Source organism: Tenacibaculum sp. L6 (assembly GCF_028823685.1).
GTDB lineage: Bacteria > Bacteroidota > Bacteroidia > Flavobacteriales > Flavobacteriaceae > Polaribacter.
The window spans coordinates 1-612 of the sequence record NZ_JAPEHZ010000184.1; the positions used below are offsets into that span (position 1 = coordinate 1).

The window sequence follows — 612 nt, forward strand, 5'->3', positions numbered from 1 at the left end:
CATTTGCAATTCGCTAAAGCCAACGCTACGCCAAAAATTGCAAAAGAGTATGTCTTGCCAACGCTGAAAACCAAGCTGAACTGAAAAAAGCCAGCTTACAACAATGTATAAAAATAATAGCGGGTTAGTCGCTAAAATGAAAGCAAGTAAATATAAAAAAGGTCTGTGTTTAACCGAAAAGTTAGTGCGTAAAAATCCGCTACTGCTCATACACGAGACCGTTAGCCACAAGCTAAAAAGCCAGCCGCACAAACAGCACATTTGGTTTTTGCCGACACGAAAGCCAACGCAGAAAAAACCAAAAGAGCTGTTTTTCGCCAACGCTCGAAAGGAAACTCATTGAAATTTTGTAGCTTTGCAACAATCTGATGAAAATTTTAACTTACATATTAGCCTTCACGGTAATCTTTCTCTCGGTAAAACCAGCGATTGATGCTATTCCGTTTTCGTCAGAAACCCAACAGACTTGCTGTAGCAGTAGTAAGTGTAATCCAATTTCTGACAATCATAATTCAGAAAATCAGAACGAACAAAAAGATAGCGGAATGTGTAATCCATTTCAAATTTGTGGCTCTTGCCTTTTGATTTGTGTTAGTACACCTTTTTTTCCAG

Annotated in this window: 1 protein-coding gene; it reads left to right on the forward strand. The window is 38.4% G+C overall.

Annotated features, from left to right (window positions below; translation table 11 throughout):
* Positions 1 to 368: 368 nt before the first annotated feature.
* Positions 369 to 612 (forward strand): hypothetical protein (locus OU788_RS12630; RefSeq protein ID WP_274635486.1); only part of this gene is annotated, 244 nt, incomplete at its 3' end.